Here is a 16,886-nt window from a genome sequence, read left to right on the forward strand (position 1 = left end):
CCACGCGGCATCTTCTACAAGCGACGTGACGGCCGTCACTCACGCGTCGAAGTCGACCGTGAGGCTTTCGGAGACCGGCAGCGACTGGCAGGTGAGGACGAACCCCTGGTCCACTTCAGACTCCTCGAGCGCGAAGTTGCGCCGCATGTCGACCTTGCCGGTCGTCACCTTGGCACGGCAGGTCCCGCACACGCCGCCCTTGCAGGCGAACGGCAGGTCGGGCCTGGCGCGCTGGGCACCGTCGAGCACCGAGCGGTCCTGCGGCACCGCGACCGTCGTGGACCTGCCGTCGAGCACGATCGTCACGTCGCTGGTGAGGCCGTCGACGGGCGCGTCCTCGTGCCGGACCGGCGCGGGCGGCGTGTCGTCGACGAAGAACAGCTCCTGGTGGATCCGCTCGGCGGGCACGCCGGCGGCCCGCAGCTCCCGCTGCGCCGTGGTGACCATCTCGAATGGTCCGCACAACCACCAGTGGTCGACCCGGGCGAGGTCGCCGAGCAGCGGTCGCAGTGCGGCGAGCTTCTCCGCGTCGAGGCGGCCGGTGAACAGCTCCGCCTCGCGCGGTTCGCGGGAGAGCACGTGCATCAGTTCCAGCCTCGCGGGGTAACGGTCCTTGAGGTCGGCCAGCTCGTCGGCGAACATCACCGTGTTCGTGCGCCGGTTGCCGTACAACAGGGTCGCGGTGGCGCCGGGCTCGCGCAGCACCGTCGCGGCGATCGAGAGCACCGGCGTGATCCCGGAACCGGCCGCGATCAGCACGTGGTGCCCCGGCACGGCGGGCTCGGGCGTGAAGCTGCCCGTGGGCGTGCCGACCTCGACCACGTCGCCCGGCCGGACCTCGCGCACCAGCCAGGTGGAGAACAGGCCGTCGGGCACCTCGCGCACGCCGATCCTCGGCGCCGCGCCCTCGGGCGCGCAGATCGAGTACGAGCGTCGTTCCTCGCGGTCGCCGACGGTGCGCCGGAGGGTCAGCGACTGGCCTGCGCGGAACGCGTACCGCTCGGCAAGCTCGCCGGGGACGTCGAAGGTGATCGCCACCGCGTCGTCGCACAGCGGCGTCACCTCGGCCACGGTCAGCGCGTGGAACTCGCCTCGCAGCCGGGACTTCGTGCTCGCGGTCAACTCAGATCTCCTTGACGTGTTCGAACGGTTCGCGGCACGCGCGGCAGCGGTGCAGCGCCTTGCACGCGGTGGCCCCGAACTCCGAGAGCAGCTCGGTCTCCGCCGAGCCGCAGTGCGGGCAGCGCACGCGCCGGGCAGGCGGGCCGAGGGTCAGCGGGACGGGTCCCGACCGCCTCGGGGCGGCGCCGGGTGGTGAGATGCCTGCCTCGGCGAGCTTGCGCCTGCCGTCCTCGGTGATCCAGTCGCTCGACCACGCGGGCCGCAGCACGGTACGCACCTCGACCTCGGCGTAGCCCGCACCCCGGAGCGCGTGCACGAGATCGTCGCGCATGGTGTCCATCGCGGGGCAGCCGCTGTAGGTCGGGGTGATCGCCACGACCACCTTGCCGTCCTTTTCGGACACCTCGCGCAGCACGCCGAGGTCGGCGAGGGTGAGCATCGGCAGCTCGGGGTCGGTCACCCGCGCGGCGACGGCCTGTGCGGTCACCATGTCGCCTCCGGGTGCGCCCTCGCGACGCTCTGCAGCTCGGCGAGCAGGTAGCCCATCCCCTCGGTGTGCACACCGGCGCGGCCCGCTCTGCCGGCCACGCCGGGGATCGCGGGGGCCTCAGGGGTGTCGAGCGTCGCCGCCCGCAGCACCTGGCCGAGCACGTCGTCGAACTCCGCCCGCGCCGCCGACGGATCCACCGCGACGCCCGCCTCGCCGAGCCGCAGCTCTACCGGGTGCGGGGTGAACAGCTCGTCCGTGTACGGCCACACCGACGCGAGTCCCTCCGTGATGCGCTCCCGCGAGTACTCGGTGCCGTCGCCGAGGCGCACCGCCCACTGTGCGGCGTAGTCGCGGTGGTAGGTGAGCTCCTTGACGCCCTTGGCCGCGATCGCGGCCAGCACGGGGTCGCGGGACTCCGTGAGCCGCTGGAACAGCGCGAGCCGCCAGGTGGAGAACACCAGCAGTCGCGCGATCAGCTCACCGAAGTCGCCACGCGGCAGTTCGGCCAGCCGCACGTTGCGGAACTCGTGCTCCGCGCGGAAGAACGCGTAGTGGTCCTCGCCGCGATCGCCGCCCTCGGCCTTGCCCGCGCGGGCGAGCAGCAGGCGAGCCTGGCCGAGCAGGTCGAGGCCGATGTTGGCGATCGCGACCTCGTCCTCCAGCTCCGGTGCGTTGGTGCACCACTCCTGCAGCCGGTGGGAGAAGATCAGCGCGTCGTCACCGAGCATCAGGCAGTACGCCGCGAGGTCGGCGCCCTCCACTCCGGACGGGACGGTGGTGTCCACTCCGGACAGCGGGTCCTCGAAGCCGGTGCCGAAGGCCCAGCGGGAGTCGTTCTCCTCGGTGATCGCCTCGTAGGCGTTGTCAAAGGACACAGCAGGACATCCCTTACATGTGGGGAACGTTGTCGGGAATGTCGTAGAACGTGGGGTGGCGGTACACCTTGTCGCCGCTCGGCGCGAAGAACGGGTCCTTCTCGTCCGGGCTGGACGCGGTGATGTCGGCGGCTTTGACCACCCAGATGCTCACGCCCTCGTTGCGCCGCGTGTAGAGATCGCGCGCGTGGTGCAGCGCCATCTCGTCGTCGGCGGCGTGCAGCGAGCCCACGTGCACGTGGTTGAGGCCACGCTTGCCCCGCACGAACACCTCGTACAACGGCCAATCGCTGCTCATGCGGCGCTCCTCTGTCGTTCGTCGATCTTGCGGGCGTGTGCCGCCGCGGCCTCGCGCACCCAGGCCCCGTCGTCGTGCGCGGCCTTGCGGTGCGCGACGCGCTGTGCGTTGCACGGCCCGTTGCCGGAGACGACCTGCTTGAACTCGGCCCAGTCGATCTCGCCGAAGTCGTGGTGCCCGCGCGCCGCGTTCCACTTCAGCTCGGGGTCGGGCAGCGTCACGCCGAGCGCCTCGGCCTGCGGCACCGTCATGTCCACGAACCGCTGGCGCAGCTCGTCGTTGGTGTGCCGCTTGACCTTCCACGCCATCGACTGCGCCGTGTGCGACGAGTCGGCGTCGGGCGGGCCGAACATCATCAGCGACGGCCACCACCAGCGGTTCACCGCCTCCTGCACCATCTCCCGCTGCTCCGGGGTGCCGCGCATCATCGTCATCAGCAGCTCGTAGCCCTGCCGCTGGTGGAACGACTCCTCCTTGCAGATGCGGATCATCGCCCGCGCGTAGGGCCCGTACGAGGAGCGGCACAGCGGCACCTGGTTGCAGATGGCGGCGCCGTCCACGAGCCAGCCGATCACGCCGACGTCGGCGAAGGTCAGCGTCGGGTAGTTGAAGATCGAGGAGTACTTCTGCTTCCCCGCGATGAGCTTCTCGGTCAGTTCGCCGCGGTCGGCGCCCAGCGTCTCGGCCGCGGAGTACAGGTACAGCCCGTGCCCTGCCTCGTCCTGCACCTTGGCGAGCAGGATCGCCTTGCGGCGCAACGACGGCGCCCGCGTGATCCAGTTGCCCTCGGGCTGCATGCCGATGATCTCGGAGTGCGCGTGCTGCGCGATCATGCGCACCATCGTCGAGCGGTAGGCGTCGGGCACCCAGTCCCTCGGCTCGATCCGCTGGTCGTGGGCGATCGTCTCCTCGAACTTCAGTTCCAGGCTCACTGCGTGGCCTCCTTGGCGACCAGGGTCAGCACGTCGTACTTCGCCACCGACTCGCCGTCGGCGTTGGTGACGTCGGTGTCCCAGCGCACCTCGCCGTAGTCGGCGTTCTCGCGCGGGGTGATCTGTTTGCAGGTCAGCGTCACGGTCAGCTCGTCGCCGGGCTTGACGGGGGTGAGGAACCGCAGGTTCTCGAGCCCGTAGTTGGCGAGCACGGGCCCCGGCTCCGGCGAGACGAACAGGCCGGCCGCGAACGACACCACGAGGTAGCCGTGCGCCACGATCCCGCCGAACAGCGGGTTGGCCGCGGCGGCGGCCTCGTCGGTGTGGGCGTAGAAGGTGTCGCCGGTGAACTCGGCGAAGTGGGCGATGTCCTCGGGCGTCACGCGACGGGGGCCTGCCACCACGGTGTCGCCGACGCGCAGCTCGGCCAGCGACTTGCGGAACGGGTGGACGCCCTCCTGCCGGGGTGCGCCCGCGACCCACTGGCCGGTGACGGCCGACAGGACCTTCGGGCTGCCCTGCACGGCGGTGCGCTGCATGTGGTGCAGCACGCCGCGGATGCCGCCCATCTCCTCGCCACCGCCCGCGCGGCCCGGACCGCCGTGCACGAGCGCGGGCAGCGGCGAGCCGTGCCCGGTGGACTCCTTGGCGTCGTCGGCGTCGAGCACGAGCAGCCTGCCGTGCCACGGCGCGACGCCGAGCACCACGTCGCGCGCGAACGCCGCGTCGCCGGTCACCACGGACCCGGCGAGGCTGCCCTGGCCGCGCGCGGCCAGCTCGACGACCTGTTCCGTGGAGGTGTAGGGCATCAGCGTCGACACGGGTCCGAACGCCTCGACCTCGTGCGGCTCCGCGCGGTCGGGGTCGTCGGCGCGCAGCAGCACCGGGGAAATGAAGGCACCGAGCTCGGCGTCGGCGTCCACCACGTCCACGTGGTCGGGGTCGCCGAAGACGATCCGGCCCGCCTCACTGAGGCCCTTGAGCGAGCGGCGAACCTCCTCGCGCTGTTCGAGGCTCGCGAGCGCGCCCATGCGCACGCCCTCGCTCGCGGGGTTGCCGACGGTGGTCTTCGCCAGCCGCGCGCCGACGGCCTCGGCGACGTCGTCCAACAGCTCGGCGGGGACGAACGCGCGCCGGATGGCGGTGCACTTCTGCCCGGCCTTCACGGTCATCTCGGTGACCAGCTGCTTGACGTAGAGGTCGAACTCGGCCGTGCCCGGCTTCGCGTCGGGGCCGAGGATCGAGCAGTTGAGCGAGTCGGCCTCGGCGTTGAACCGCACAGAGTGGCGCACGATCGCGGGGTGCGCGCGCAGCCGCTGCGCGGTGGAGGCCGAGCCGGTGAACGACACGAGGTCCTGGCCGGTGACGTGGTCGAGCAGGTCGCCCGCGCCGCCGCACACGAGCTGCAGCGTGCCCTCCGGCAGGAGGCCCGAGTCGATGATCAGCTCGACGAGCCGCTGCGTGAGGTACGCCGTCTGGCTGGCCGGCTTCACCAGGCTCGGCACCCCGGCGAGGAACGCGGGCGCGAACTTCTCCAGCGGCCCCCACACGGGGAAGTTGAAGGCGTTGATCTGCACCGCGACGCCCCGCAGCGGGCTCGCGATGTGCCTGCCGGCGAACGTGCCGCCCTTGCTCAGCGGCTCGACGGCGCCGTCGACGAAGACGGTGTCGTTGGGCAGCTCGCGGCGGCCCTTGCTCGCGTAGGCCAGCAGCACGCCGATGCCGCCGTCGATGTCGAACTTCGAGTCACCGAGCGTGGCGCCGGTGCGGGCGGAGAGCGCGTAGAGCTCGTCGCGGTGCTCGCGCAGGTGCCCGCCGAGCGCCTTGAGCAGCGCCGCGCGCTGGTGGAACGTCAGCTCGCGGAGCGCGGGGCCACCCGTCCGGCGGCCGTGCTCCAGCGCGGCGCCCATGTCGATGCCCTCCGAGGAGATGCGGGCGACCTCCTCGCCGGTCACCGCGTCGTGCAGCGGCGCACCGTCCCCTGACGGGGCGTGCCACCCGCCGCTCACGTAGCTGCGCAACAGCGCCGTCGCGTGCTCACCCATCGAGCCTCCTCGAATTACCAACCGAACGTTCAGGAAGTGATGGTAGCGTGCTCGCATGGCTGACGAAAGCAGGAACACCGAAGTTCGCGTCGAAACCGAGCACCCGGTGGGCACGGTCACCCTGCGCACCCCGGCACTGACCGCGCGCGGCAAGGCCGCGCTGCGCGAGGCACTCGAGGGCCTCGCCACCGACGATGCCGTGCGGGCCGTGGTGCTCACCGGAACCGGCAAGGCGTTCTGCGTCGGGCAGGACCTCGCCGAGCACGCGGAGGCGCTGCGCGAGGACCCGGCGACCGCCTTCGCGACCATCGACGAGCACTACAACCCGATCGTGACCGCGCTCGCGACCATGCCGAAGCCCGTGGTCGCCGCCGTCAACGGCACGTGCGTGGGCGCCGGGCTCGGTTTCGCGCTCGCGTGCGACGTGCGCGTCGTGGCCGACACCGCCCGCTTCGGCACGGCCTTCACCGGCATCGGGCTGGCCCCCGACTCGGGCCTGTCCGCCACGCTGGCGCGTGCCGTCGGCGTGGCGAGGGCCAGCGAGCTGATCCTGCTGGCCGAGCCGTTCACCGCCGAGCAGGCGCGTGAGTGGGGCATCGCGGGCCGCGTGGTGCCCGCCGCCGAGCTGCCGGGCGAGGCGGACAGGCTCGCCGCCCGCCTCGCCGGGGGCCCGACCCTGGCCTACGCCGAGGCCAAGCGCGCGCTGGCTGCGGCGTTCCCGCTCGCCGACGTGCTCGCCACGGAGGGGGCGGCACAGGCCCGGCTGGGCCTGACCGCCGACCACCGCGGTGCCGTCGAGGCGTTCCTCGCCAAGGAGAAGCCGACCTTCGCGGGACGTTAGGCCGTATCGGACAATCCTCTGCCGTGCAACGGGGTTGTCAGACGCGGCCTAAACTCGCTCGACGAGCAGCGCGACGCCCTGGCCGACGCCGACGCACAGCGTGGCGAGCCCGCGCCTGCCCTGCTCGCGCTCGAGCCTGCCGAGCAGGGTGACCACGAGGCGGGCGCCGGAGCAGCCGAGCGGGTGCCCCAGTGCGATCGCGCCGCCGTCGGTGTTGACGCGCTCCTCGTCGAGCTTCAGCCGCCGGAGCACGGCGAGGCTCTGCGCGGCGAACGCCTCGTTCAGCTCGACGGCGTCGAGGTCGTCGACGCCGAGCCCGGTACGGCGCAGAAGCTTCTCGGTGGCGGGCACCGGGCCGAGGCCCATCAGGTGGGGCGCGACGCCCGCGCTGGCCCCGGCGACCACGCGGGCCCTCGGCGTCAGCCCGTAGCGGCGCACGGCCTCCTCGCCGGCGAGCACGAGCGCGGCGGCGCCGTCGGACAGCGGCGAGGAGGACCCGGCCGTGACGATCCCGTCCTTGCGGAACACCGGGCGCAGCGCGCCGAGCTTCTCCAGCGTGGTCCCGCGCCGGGGGCCCTCGTCGACGGCGAACTCACCGTCGCGCACCGGGACGGGCACGATCTCGGGCGCGAAGCGGCCGGCGTCGATCGCCGCGACGGCCCGCTGGTGGCTGCGCAGGGCGAACTCGTCGCACTCCTGCCGCGTGAGCCCGTCGAGCTGGGCGACCTCCTCGGCCGTCTCCCCCATCGGCGGGGTCACCTTCCGCACGTCCGGACCCGCGCCCGGCGCGACCGCGCGGTCGTGGGCGGCGAACTCCGGGTTGGTGAAACGCCAGCCCAGCGACGTGTCGGCCACCTCGCCCGGGCGCGCCCACGGCGTACCCGGCTTGGCCATCACCCACGGCGCGCGCGTCATCGACTCGACACCGCCCGCCACCACGACGTCGGCCTCACCCGCGCGGATCGTCGCCGCCGCGGTGGCCACGGCGGTGAGCCCGCTCGCGCACAGCCGGTTGACGGTGTAGCCGGGGACCTCGTCGGGCAGGCCGGCCAGCAGCACGGCCATGCGGGCGACGTTGCGGTTGTCCTCCCCGGCCTGGTTGGCGGCGCCGAGGATCACCTCGTCAACGGCCTCGCCGTCGACCCCGGCCCGCCGCACCGCCTCCCCCACGACGCGGCCGGCGAGGTCGTCGGGCCGCACCCCGGCGAGCGCGCCGCCGTACCGGCCCTGTGCCGTACGGACTCCGTCGACCACGAAAACCTCGGACATGGCTCTCCTCTTGACATCCGCTCACGCGCTGGCTTTTACTGGGCCACATTAATAACCGTCCATTCGGTCAGTTAGCAAGGCGGCGCGGCCACCGGAGTCCGGGGTCACACCGCCACGCGGAGGAGTTCCCGGAGCATGACCACCACGCACAGCGAAGTGCCGAGCGCCCGGCGACTGGGCGCGGCCCCCGCCGCCGACGACCTGTCGCCCGCCGAGCGGACGAGCGTCGACGAGCTGCGCGCGACCCAGCTCGAGCGTCTGCAGTGGACACTCCGCCACGCGTACGAGAACGTGCCGTTCTACCGCAGGAAGTTCGACGAGGCCGGTGTGCATCCGTCCGACTGCCGGGAGCTGGCCGACCTCGCGAGGTTCCCCTGCACCACCAAGCACGACCTGCGTGACAACTACCCCTTCGGCATGTTCGCCGTGCCGCAGGAACGGGTGCGGCGCATCCACGCCTCCAGCGGCACCACCGGCAAGCCCACCGTCGTCGGCTACACCGAGGACGACATCGACACCTGGGCCACGGTGATGGCCCGCTCGATCTTCGCCGCGGGCGGCCGGCCGGGCCACAAGGTGCACGTGGCCTACGGCTACGGGCTGTTCACGGGCGGGCTGGGCGCCCACTACGGCGTCGAGAAACTCGGCTGCACCGCGATTCCCGCGTCGGGCGGCATGACCGCGCGGCAGGTGCAGATCATCACCGACTTCCGGCCCGAGATCATCATGGTGACGCCGTCGTACATGCTCACGCTGCTGGACGAGTTCGAGCGCCAGGGCATCGACCCGCGCACGAGCTCCCTGCGTGTCGGCATCTTCGGCGCCGAGCCGTGGACCGAGCAGATGCGCCGCGAGATCGAGGAACGCATGGACCTCGACGCCGTGGACATCTACGGGCTGTCCGAAGTGATGGGTCCCGGCGTGGCACAGGAGTGCACGGAGACCAAGGACGGCCTGCACATCTGGGAAGACCACTTCTACCCCGAGGTGGTGGACCCGGTCGACGGCACCGTGCTGCCCGACGGCCAGAACGGCGAGCTGCTGTTCACCTCGCTCACCAAGCAGGCGCTGCCGATCATCCGCTACCGCACCCGTGACCTCACGACGCTGCGGCCCGGCACCGCGCGCCCGGCGTTCCGGCGCATGGACAAGGTCACCGGCCGCAGCGACGACATGATCATCCTGCGCGGTGTCAACGTGTTCCCGACCCAGATCGAGGAGATCGTGCTCGGCACGACGGGGCTCGCGCCGCACTTCCAGATCCGGCTCACCCGCCGCGACCGCATGGACCACCTGACCGTCGTGGTGGAGGCACACGGCGACACGACCGGCGAGCGCCGCGCGGACGCCGCCCGCGAGATCGCGGCCAGGGTCAAGGACGGCGTCGGCGTGAGCGTCGGCGTGGAGGTGGTCGACCCGGAGACCCTCGAACGGTCGGTGGGCAAACTGCGCCGGGTGGTCGACCAGCGACCGCCCGCCTGAGCGGACCTGGGATAATGCGACCATGACCGACACCTCGCCGAACCGGCCCGCCAAGCGCGGCAGGCCGGGCTACGACCTCGAGTCCTTGCTGGCGGTGGCGGTCAAGCTGTTCAACGAGCGCGGCTACGACGGCACGAGCATGGAGGACCTCTCCCGCAAGCTCGGCATCACCAAGTCCGCGATCTACCACCACGTGCCCAGCAAGCAGGAACTGCTGCGGCTGGCCGTGAACCGTGCGCTGGACGGCCTGTTCGCCGAGGTGGACAAACTGGACACCGTGGAGGGGCGGGCGATCGACCGCCTCGAACACCTGGTGCGGGGCAGCGTGGCGGTGCTGGCGGACCAGCTGCCGTTCGTCACGCTGCTGCTGCGCGTGCGCGGGAACACCAAGGTGGAGCGTGACGCGCTCGCGCGCAGGCGCGAGTTCGACCACATCGTCACCGACCTGGCGGGCAAGGCCATCGCCGACGGCGACCTGCGCGCCGACGTCGACCCCGCCACGGCCGCCCGCCTGCTGTTCGGCATGGTCAACTCGCTCATCGAGTGGTACCGGCCCCGGGGTGGCCTGCGTGCGCCCGAGCTGGCCGACATGGTGGCCACGGTCGCCTTCGACGGCCTCCGCGTCCGCCCCGAGGCCTGAACCCCTACCCAGCCGCAGTGAAGGCCACCTTCACTGCGTTGAATCAACACAGCGGCGCGCAGCGTCCCCGTTTGGGTGGTGGTGGGAGATGGGCGGGCGCAGGCAAGGTGGCCTTCACTGCGGTCGGCTAGTCGAAGACGACCAGGCCGCGGATGTTGCGGCCGGCGTGCATGTCCTCGTACGCCTGCGCCACCTGGTCCAGTGTGTACTCGCGGGTCACCAGCTCGTCGAGCTTCAGCTGCCCCGCCCGGTACATGCGCAGCAGGTTCGGGATGTCGTGCCGCGGGTTGGACTCGCCGAACAGCGAGCCCTGCAACCGCTTCTGCATCAGGGTCAGGTCACCGAGCGCGATGGGCGCGCCCGCCGCGGTGATGTCGCCGAGTCCGGTGAGGACGACCGTGCCCGCCTTGCGGATCGACGCGAGCGCCTCGCCGACGTGCTCGCCCTTGACCACGCCGATCGTCACGATCGTGGCGTCGGCGCCCTGGCCGTTGGTGAGCGAGCGGGCGAAGTCGGCGGCCTCCTCGATCGTCGCGTAGGCGTGCGTGGCACCGAACAGCTTGGCCTGCTCCTGCTTGAACGGCACCGGGTCCACTGCGATGACGGTGGTCGCTCCGGCGTGGACGGCGCCCTGCAGCGCGTTGGCACCGATGCCGCCGATGCCCATGACGATCACGGTGGCTCCCGGCCGGATGTTCGCCGAGTTGACCGCGGAACCCCACCCGGTCGGCACCCCGCAGCCGACGAGCGCCGCCGCCTTGAGCGGGATGTCCTTGCCGATCTTGACCACGGAGTCGACCGACGCGGTGGTGTACTCCGCGAAGGTCGAGATACCGCACTGCTGGCCCACGGGGTTGCCGTTCTCGGTCATCCGGAAACTGGTGGGGTCGTCCGCGCGGGCACCGGTCAGCAGCGACGCGCCGAGGTCGCACAGGTTGGACAGCCCCTGTGCGCAGAACTCGCACTTGCCGCACGCCGGCAGGAACGAGAAGACCACGTGGTCGCCGACCTCGTAGCCGGGGGTGTCCGGGCCGACGGCCGTGATCACGCCGGCGCCCTCGTGGCCGCCGGCGTACGGGTAGACGGCGACGGGCACGTCACCGGTGGCGACGTGGTCGTCCGAGTGGCACAGCCCCGACGCGGCGAGCTTGACGGTGACCTCGCCCTGGCGCGGGTCGTCGAGCTCCACGGTGGCGGTCTCGTAGGTGCCGGGCGCTCCGCGCACCAGTGAGACACGGGTGGTGATGGGCATGTTTCGCTCCTCCTTGAGCTGAATGGGTCCTCAGAGGACGACCGTGACGACCTTTTCCTCGGTGTTGGCGAGGATGCCGCTCCAGCCGAGCTCGCGGCCGATGCCGCTGGTCTTCATGCCGCCCCAGGGCAGGGCGGCGTCGATCGGCGCCCAGCCGTTGACGCCGACCGCACCGGCGCGCACCTGGGCGGCGAGCGTGTGCGCGGCGGCGACGTCCCTGGTCCACAGGGTCGCGGCGAGGCCGTAGCTGGTGTCGTTGGCGATCCGGATGGCCTCCTCGGGCTCGTCGAAGGGGATCACGGAGCCGACCGGGCCGAAGATCTCCTCGCGCGCGATCGTCATGTCGTTGTCCACGTCGGCGAAGATCGTGGGCTGCACGAAGAAGCCGGCGCCCTCGGGGCGGCCGCCGCCCGCGACGATCCTGGCGCCCTCCGAGCGGCCCTTCTCGATGTAGCCGAGTACGCGCTCCTGCTGCTTGCGGTTGACCAGCGCGCCCATCGTGGTCGCCGGGTCGAGCGGGTCGCCGAGCACCTGCTGCGCGGCGGCGGCCGCCAGCGCCTCCACCACGTCGGCGTAACGAGACCGGTGCACCAGCACACGCGTGCCCGCCGCGCAGACCTCGCCCTGGTTGAAGAACAGGCCCATCGCGGTGCCGGCGACGGCGGCGTCGAGGTCGGCGTCGGGCAGGATGATCTGCGGCGACTTGCCGCCCAGCTCCAGCGTGATCCGCTTGAACGACGACGCCGCGGCCATCGCGATCGCGCGGCCCACCTCGGGGCTGCCCGTGAAGCTGATCTTGTCGACGCCCGGGTGGTCCACCAGCGCCTGACCCGCGACGGGTCCGAGGCCGGGCAGCACGCTCACCACGCCGTCGGGAAGACCCGCCTCCTGCAGCAGTGTCGCCAGGTGCAGGATCGACAGCGGCGCGTCCTCTGGCGGCTTGACGACCACGGTGTTGCCCGCCGCCAGCGCGGGCGCGAGCTTCCACGCGGCGATCATCAGCGGCGTGTTCCACGGGATGATCGCGCCGATGACGCCCACCGGCTCGCGGCGGGTGTAGGAGTGGGTCGGCCTGCCCAGGTAGCCGTCGGTGGGCACGACCTGCCCGGTGATCTTGTCGGCCCACCCCGCGAAGTGGCGGAACGTGCGCGCCGCGTTGGGGATGTCCAGCATCGACGGCTGCGCGAGCGGCTTGCCGACGTCCATGGCCTCCAGCCGGGCCAGCGTGCCGGCGTCGCGCTCGATGAGCTCGGCGACGCGGTGCAGGATCCTGCCCCGCTGCGAACCGGGCAGCGCGGCCCACTCGCCGGAGAGCTGGGCGCGGGCGGCGGCGACCGCGGCGTCGACGTCCTCGGCCGAGGCGGCGGCGACGTCGGCGAGCTTCTCCTCGGTGGCCGGGTTGAGGTCGGCGAACGTGCCGCCGCCCCCGTCTCGCCACTCGCCTGCCACGAACAACCGCTGGGGAAGGGTGTCGGTGCTGGTCACGGGTTCTCCTTGCCGATCTGCGCTGACCGCGGCCCGGACGGGACGCCGGTGCCGAGCATGCGCGCGGCGGTGACCACACGTCTTGTGCGTACGCGCACGGCTCTTGTGCGGATGCGGCGAACCCGTCAGCGCCCAACGCAGTGAAGGTGGCCTTCACTGCATCCGTCAGCTCGCGGCGGTCAGCTCGGCCCGGTGCTCCCGTGGTGTGCGGCCGTAGCGGGCGCGGAACACACGGCTGAACTGCGGGGCGTCGACCAGCCCCCAGGACGCGGCGACGGCGGCGACCGGGCGGTGCGCGAGCCGGGGGTCGGCGAGGTCGTGCCAGCAGCGGTCGAGCCTGCGCTCGCGGATCCAGCCGGTGATCGTGGTGCCGCGCCGTTCGAACAGCTTCTGGAGGTGCCGCAGCGACACGTGCACCGCCGCGGCGACGTCGGCAGGCCGCAGGCCGGGCTCGCGGAGGTGCTCGTCGATGTAGCGCTGCGCCGCCGTGACGACGGTGTCGGCCGCGGGTTCGGGGCGGACGCCAGCGCAGCCGGTGAGGCAGGCCGCGAGCAGGTCGACGGCCGCGTCGCTCAGGTGCGCGGCCTCGGGGCCGGGACGAAGGGTCCTCGGGTCGAGGCCGCGCAGCAGCGACGACGTCAGCGCGCCCGTGCCGCTCGCGCCCGGGATGGTCACCGCGGTCGCGTCGGCCAGCGCGGGCGCGCGAACGGCGAGCCGGTGCCGGGGCACCACGAGGACGAGCATCTCGAAATCGTGTTGGAACACGAGCTCGTAGGGCCGGGTGGTGTCGTAGACGGCCAGGTCACCGGGTTCGAGCCGGGCGGACCTGCCGTCCTGCTCCACGGTGCCGCGGCCGCGCAGCTGCAGCCCCACCTTGTAGAGGTCGGCGGCGCTGCGGCGCACCAGGCCCGGCGTGCGCCGGACGACCTGCCCTGACGAGGACACGACGGAGACCTGCAGGTCGGCCATCGGCCCGGCGTGCAGCCGCCCTCGGAAGGCCGTGGCCTCGCCCAGTGGCGAGACGTCCAGCGGCACGAACGCGCGCGCGAGCGCCTCCCGCCAGTCCGTCAGGCTCGTCGGTGCGTCGGGGAGCGCGCCCACGTCGGCCTCCTTCCCGGCCCAATTACTGACCGTGTGGTCGGGAAGTGTCATGGTACGACGACGTGGTGGGCCGCGTCACCTGCCCCGGGCGGCGCGGAACGCGCGGACGGCCTCGCGGTGCTCGACCGTGTCGAACAGCAGGGCCGTGGAGTCCACGGACTCGCTGAACCCGCCACCCGTATCCCGGTTGACGAACGCCTTGCCGACCTGCACGGCGAGTGCCGGGTGCGCTGCGATCTCGGCGGCCAGCCCGACGGCGGCGTCCACCAGCGACTCGTCGGGGTGCACCTCCTGCACCAGCCCCGCCCGTGCGGCACGCTCCGCGCCGAGATCCCGTCCGGTGAGCGCGAGGTAGCGGGTCCAGTGCCTGCCGATCACGTCGGGACCACGGACGATGCCGTAGCCGGGCATGAGCCCCACGGTCGGCTCCTTGAACGCGAACCTGGCGGACCGTCCGGCAAGCACGATGTCGCACGCGAGCGCCAGCTCGGTGCCGCCGCCGTAGGCGAGCCCGTTCACCGCCGCGACCACCGGAACGGCGCACCGCTCGACGGCATGGAACGCGGCGTACACGTCGCGCAGGTGCGGCCGGGTCCGCCGGACGTCGCCGTCGAGATCGGCGAACATGTCGATGTCGCCGCCCGCGGAGAAGGCCCGGCCCGATCCCGTGAGCACCACGGCCCTGGCGTCGTCCGCGTCGCCGAGGCCGTCCATCACCGCACGCAGTTCGGCGAACCACGTGCGGTCCATCGCGTTGAGCTTCTCCGGGCGGCACATCGTCAGCAGCAGTACGCCGGGTTCCGGCTTCTCGGCGGTGAAGCGGCTCAGCTCAGGCGTCATCGGCGGCCTCCCGGTCCCACGTGTCCGGCGTGACGCCTTCCGCGCGCAGCTTGTACTTCTCCACGCGCTGGCTCGGCGTCATCGGCAGCTCCGCGACCACGCGCACGTAGCGGGGCAGCGCGAAGCCGGTCAGCGCGCCGGAGCAGTGGGTGATGAGCGTGGCCGGGTCGAACCCGTCCGCCGAAGGCACCACCGCGACCATCACGTCCTCTTCGGACAGTTCGGACGGCACCCCGTACGCGGCGACCTGCGCCACGGCCGGATGGGTGGCCACCACGCGCTCCACCTCCCACGACGAGACGTTCTCCCCGCGCCTGCGGATGGTGTCCTTGAGCCGGTCGAGGAACACGAGGTAGCCGTCGTCGTCGAGGTAGCCGCGGTCCCCGGTGTGGAACCACAGGTTGCGCCAGCTGCGCACGGTCTCCTCGGGCATCGCGTGGTAGCCGTCGAACATCCAGCCCGGCTTGACCGGCCGCGCCACGATCTCGCCTGGCACGCCCGCGGGCACGGGTTCGTCGTGCTCGTCGACCACGGCGACCTGGTAGTTGGCCGACGCGGTGCCCGCCGTGGAGATCCGGCGCCGCTGCGGCGGCATGTCGGTGACGATCGAGACCTCGGTGCTGCCGTAGATCTCGGTGAGCGTGAGCCCGAAGCGCCGTTCGAACGCTTCGAAGATCTCCGGCGGGCACGGCGCCCCGAACGCGGCCCGCACGGGGTTCTCGGCGTCGTCGGCGCGGGGTGGTCGCTTGTGGAGGATGCTGAGCATCGCTCCCTGGTAGTTGAACGCCGTGATGCCGTGCTCGCGGCAGGTGTCCCAGAACCGGCTCGCCGAGAACCGCCGGTCCAGCACGAGGTCGGCCCCGGCCTCGATCGAGGCCATGACGCTGCAGAACCGCGCGTTGCTGTGGAAGAGCGGGAAGACGCTGTAGAGCCGGTCGGCGGCGGTGTAGCCCATCAGGTTCACGGTGTGCCGCGCGAGGTTGACGTTGGCGCGATGGCTCAGCAGTACGCCCTTCGGCGGACCCGTGGTGCCGGAGGTGTAGAGGATCACCGCCGCGCTCGCGGGGTCCACGGGCGGCAGCGCACCGGCCGGATGGGCGAGGACGTCGGCGAGCCGGTGCAGCGCGAGGCCCCCCGGTGACGCCTGGGCGCCCTCGCCGTGGACGATCAGGTGCCGCAGCGACGCGATGCCCTCGGCGCAGTCACGCACGAGCGGTTCGAACTCCGCGTCGCACACCACCGCCGACGCGCCCGCGTGTTCGAGGTAGTAGCGCATCAGGTAGGCCCCGGCGGCCGGGGTGATGGGCACCTCGACGAGCCCCGCCTTCGCCAGGCCGAACCACACCCGCAGCGTCTCGGTGCCGCTGCGCATCACCACGCACACGCGCTCGCCCGGCCTCAGTCCCAGCGCGGCGAACCCGGCGGCGGCCCGGTCGGTGGCGGCGTCCAGCTCGCGGTAACCGATCCGCCGCCCGTCCACCAGTGCCGTCGCGTGTTCCGGGGCCCGCGCGGCGGCCTGCCCCAGCCAGTCGCCGAGCGCCTGCGCTGTCGTCACGTTCCCGGACCCCTTTATCCGACGCTATTAATGATTACCATAGCAATGGATTTGTGGGCGTCAATCGTGTCCAAGGAGGAACCTCGTGACCACCGCACTCACCCTCGAACAACGGCTCACCAGGATCGAGGACCGCACGGAGATCACCGACCTCGCCGTGCTCTACGGCTACGTCATGGACGAGCGCGACATCCCCGGGATCCGCCGGATCTTCTGCGAGGACGCGACGTTGCGCTCGGCCGACGGGGTGTTCGCCGCCAGCGGGATCGACGAGATCGTGCGCGTGTACCAGGGCCGGTTCGCCGCGCTCGGCGCCACCAACCACTTCACGCACGGCCACGTGATCCGCTTCGACGACGGCGACCCCGGCTCCGCGCACGGCTTGCTGGCCTCGCACGCCGAGGTGGTGCGCGACGGCAAGCCGATGGTCGTCGCGCTGCGCTACCGCGACCGCTATCGCAGGACACCGGAGGGCTGGCGGTTCGCCGACCGGCTGATGTCCTACATGTACTACGTCGACGTGCGCGAATACGCCGACGCCCTCGGTGACGCGCTGCGGGTGCGGGCCTACGGCGACCGGCGGCCCGCCGACTGGCCCGAGGTGCTGAACGGCGGCGGTGCCGACTGGCTGCACGACTACCTTCGCTGACGCTGAAGGG

The 16,886-nt window shown here is 72.1% G+C and carries 16 protein-coding genes; 4 read left to right on the forward strand and 12 right to left on the reverse strand.

Annotated elements, in window-relative coordinates; translation table 11 throughout:
• Window positions 1-39 precede the first annotated feature (39 nt).
• From paaE to paaZ, 6 genes are read right to left on the reverse strand one after another with little or no spacing between them, the layout of a single operon-like run.
• Window positions 40-1,122: a 1,2-phenylacetyl-CoA epoxidase subunit PaaE gene (gene paaE, locus BA062_RS20085; protein WP_110338933.1), complete on the reverse strand. Its 1,083-nt coding sequence runs from the start codon at window positions 1,120-1,122 to the stop codon at window positions 40-42.
• A gap of 1 nt (window position 1,123) precedes the next feature.
• Window positions 1,124-1,612, reverse strand: a complete 489-nt coding sequence (paaD, locus tag BA062_RS20090) for a 1,2-phenylacetyl-CoA epoxidase subunit PaaD (protein WP_110338935.1) — start codon at window positions 1,610-1,612, stop codon at window positions 1,124-1,126.
• The gene (gene paaC / locus BA062_RS20095; protein WP_110338937.1) at window positions 1,606-2,487 is read right to left on the reverse strand and encodes a 1,2-phenylacetyl-CoA epoxidase subunit PaaC; all 882 of its coding nucleotides are present in this window, start codon (window positions 2,485-2,487) and stop codon (window positions 1,606-1,608) included. The genes paaD and paaC overlap by 7 nt, the downstream gene beginning before the upstream one ends.
• Before the next feature lie 13 nt (window positions 2,488-2,500).
• Window positions 2,501-2,785, reverse strand: a complete 285-nt coding sequence (gene paaB, locus BA062_RS20100) for a 1,2-phenylacetyl-CoA epoxidase subunit PaaB (RefSeq protein WP_110338939.1) — start codon at window positions 2,783-2,785, stop codon at window positions 2,501-2,503.
• A complete protein-coding gene (gene paaA, locus BA062_RS20105; protein ID WP_110338941.1) occupies window positions 2,782-3,717 on the reverse strand; it encodes a 1,2-phenylacetyl-CoA epoxidase subunit PaaA in 936 nt (311 codons plus the stop codon). Before paaA ends, paaB begins: the two co-directional genes overlap by 4 nt.
• Window positions 3,714-5,762, reverse strand: coding sequence for a phenylacetic acid degradation bifunctional protein PaaZ (gene paaZ / locus BA062_RS20110; RefSeq protein WP_110338942.1), 2,049 nt, complete (start codon window positions 5,760-5,762; stop codon window positions 3,714-3,716). Before paaZ ends, paaA begins: the two co-directional genes overlap by 4 nt.
• Window positions 5,763-5,817: 55 nt before the next feature.
• On the opposite strand from paaZ, the gene BA062_RS20115 reads away from it, so the two are divergent.
• Window positions 5,818-6,603, forward strand: coding sequence for an enoyl-CoA hydratase/isomerase family protein (locus tag BA062_RS20115; RefSeq protein ID WP_110338944.1), 786 nt, complete (start codon window positions 5,818-5,820; stop codon window positions 6,601-6,603).
• A 48-nt stretch (window positions 6,604-6,651) separates the two neighbouring features.
• On the opposite strand, the gene BA062_RS20120 is transcribed toward BA062_RS20115, so the two are convergent.
• A complete protein-coding gene (locus BA062_RS20120) occupies window positions 6,652-7,872 on the reverse strand; it encodes a thiolase family protein (protein ID WP_110338946.1) in 1,221 nt (406 codons plus the stop codon).
• Between the two features lie 135 nt (window positions 7,873-8,007).
• On the opposite strand from BA062_RS20120, the gene paaK reads away from it, so the two are divergent.
• Window positions 8,008-9,354, forward strand: coding sequence for a phenylacetate--CoA ligase PaaK (gene paaK / locus BA062_RS20125; protein WP_110338948.1), 1,347 nt, complete (start codon window positions 8,008-8,010; stop codon window positions 9,352-9,354).
• Between the two features lie 22 nt (window positions 9,355-9,376).
• A complete protein-coding gene (locus BA062_RS20130; protein ID WP_110338950.1) occupies window positions 9,377-9,994 on the forward strand; it encodes a TetR/AcrR family transcriptional regulator in 618 nt (205 codons plus the stop codon).
• 127 nt (window positions 9,995-10,121) lie between these two features.
• On the opposite strand, the gene BA062_RS20135 is transcribed toward BA062_RS20130, so the two are convergent.
• From BA062_RS20135 to BA062_RS20155, 5 genes are all read right to left on the reverse strand, one after another.
• Window positions 10,122-11,246, reverse strand: coding sequence for an NDMA-dependent alcohol dehydrogenase (locus BA062_RS20135; protein WP_110338952.1), 1,125 nt, complete (start codon window positions 11,244-11,246; stop codon window positions 10,122-10,124).
• Window positions 11,247-11,276: 30 nt separating this feature from the next.
• Window positions 11,277-12,731: a phenylacetaldehyde dehydrogenase StyD gene (gene styD / locus BA062_RS20140; RefSeq protein WP_110338954.1), complete on the reverse strand. Its 1,455-nt coding sequence runs from the start codon at window positions 12,729-12,731 to the stop codon at window positions 11,277-11,279.
• A 165-nt stretch (window positions 12,732-12,896) separates the two neighbouring features.
• Window positions 12,897-13,832, reverse strand: a complete 936-nt coding sequence (locus BA062_RS20145; protein WP_245959913.1) for an AraC-like ligand-binding domain-containing protein — start codon at window positions 13,830-13,832, stop codon at window positions 12,897-12,899.
• A 75-nt stretch (window positions 13,833-13,907) separates the two neighbouring features.
• Entirely contained in the window at window positions 13,908-14,672 is a 765-nt protein-coding gene (locus BA062_RS20150) for an enoyl-CoA hydratase/isomerase family protein (protein ID WP_110338958.1), read from the reverse strand.
• Window positions 14,662-16,227 (reverse strand): AMP-binding protein, encoded by a 1,566-nt coding sequence (locus tag BA062_RS20155; RefSeq protein ID WP_110338960.1) that lies wholly within the window; start codon window positions 16,225-16,227, stop codon window positions 14,662-14,664. Before BA062_RS20155 ends, BA062_RS20150 begins: the two co-directional genes overlap by 11 nt.
• An 85-nt stretch (window positions 16,228-16,312) precedes the next feature.
• Here BA062_RS20155 and BA062_RS20160 point away from each other — a divergent pair, with 85 nt between their 5' ends.
• Window positions 16,313-16,876, forward strand: a complete 564-nt coding sequence (locus tag BA062_RS20160; RefSeq protein WP_110338962.1) for a nuclear transport factor 2 family protein — start codon at window positions 16,313-16,315, stop codon at window positions 16,874-16,876.
• Window positions 16,877-16,886: the final 10 nt, after the last annotated feature.

Origin of the sequence: Prauserella flavalba (assembly GCF_003202235.1) — a bacterium.
Taxonomy (GTDB): Bacteria; Actinomycetota; Actinomycetes; order Mycobacteriales; family Pseudonocardiaceae; genus Prauserella_A; species Prauserella_A flavalba.

Excerpts from the sequence above, each read along its gene's own strand:
- BA062_RS20115 (WP_110338944.1), top strand. The coding sequence starts at position 5,818 with ATGGCTGACGAAAGCAGGAACACCGAAGTTCGCGTCGAAACCGAGCAC.
- paaZ (WP_110338942.1), bottom strand. The coding sequence starts at position 5,762 with ATGGGTGAGCACGCGACGGCGCTGTTGCGCAGCTACGTGAGCGGCGGG.
- paaB (WP_110338939.1), bottom strand. The coding sequence starts at position 2,785 with ATGAGCAGCGATTGGCCGTTGTACGAGGTGTTCGTGCGGGGCAAGCGT.
- BA062_RS20130 (WP_110338950.1), top strand. The coding sequence starts at position 9,377 with ATGACCGACACCTCGCCGAACCGGCCCGCCAAGCGCGGCAGGCCGGGC.
- paaD (WP_110338935.1), bottom strand. The coding sequence starts at position 1,612 with ATGGTGACCGCACAGGCCGTCGCCGCGCGGGTGACCGACCCCGAGCTG.
- BA062_RS20135 (WP_110338952.1), bottom strand. The coding sequence starts at position 11,246 with ATGCCCATCACCACCCGTGTCTCACTGGTGCGCGGAGCGCCCGGCACC.
- BA062_RS20120 (WP_110338946.1), bottom strand. The coding sequence starts at position 7,872 with ATGTCCGAGGTTTTCGTGGTCGACGGAGTCCGTACGGCACAGGGCCGG.
- BA062_RS20150 (WP_110338958.1), bottom strand. The coding sequence starts at position 14,672 with ATGACGCCTGAGCTGAGCCGCTTCACCGCCGAGAAGCCGGAACCCGGC.
- paaK (WP_110338948.1), top strand. The coding sequence starts at position 8,008 with ATGACCACCACGCACAGCGAAGTGCCGAGCGCCCGGCGACTGGGCGCG.